We start from the raw sequence: 212 nt of genomic DNA, 5'->3' as shown, positions 1-212 counted from the left end.
CAATCATTGTTGTAACACCACTATTCAAGTTCTTTTCAACTTGTGTTTGGCTGTTATAGTGAATATTGGAATCAATACCACCTGGAGTTAAGATATATCCCGATCCACCATGTACCTCAGTAGAAGCACCGATAATCATATTTGGTGTAATATTGTCCATTGTATCCGGATTTCCAGCACGACCAACACCAACAATTTTACCATCCTTAATA

At 37.3% G+C, this 212-nt stretch carries 1 pseudogene; it reads right to left on the bottom strand.

Annotated features, from left to right (window positions below):
• Nucleotides 1-212, bottom strand: a pseudogene (gene ureC / locus B2X72_RS11150) (urease subunit alpha); the annotation flags it as partial.

The organism is Sphingobacterium sp. UBA7253 (assembly GCF_002472745.1).
In the GTDB taxonomy this organism is placed as follows: domain Bacteria; phylum Bacteroidota; class Bacteroidia; order Sphingobacteriales; family Sphingobacteriaceae; genus Sphingobacterium; species Sphingobacterium siyangense.
The sequence above is the reverse complement of the archived record's forward strand: the minus strand, read 5'-3'. Positions and strand labels throughout refer to the sequence as shown.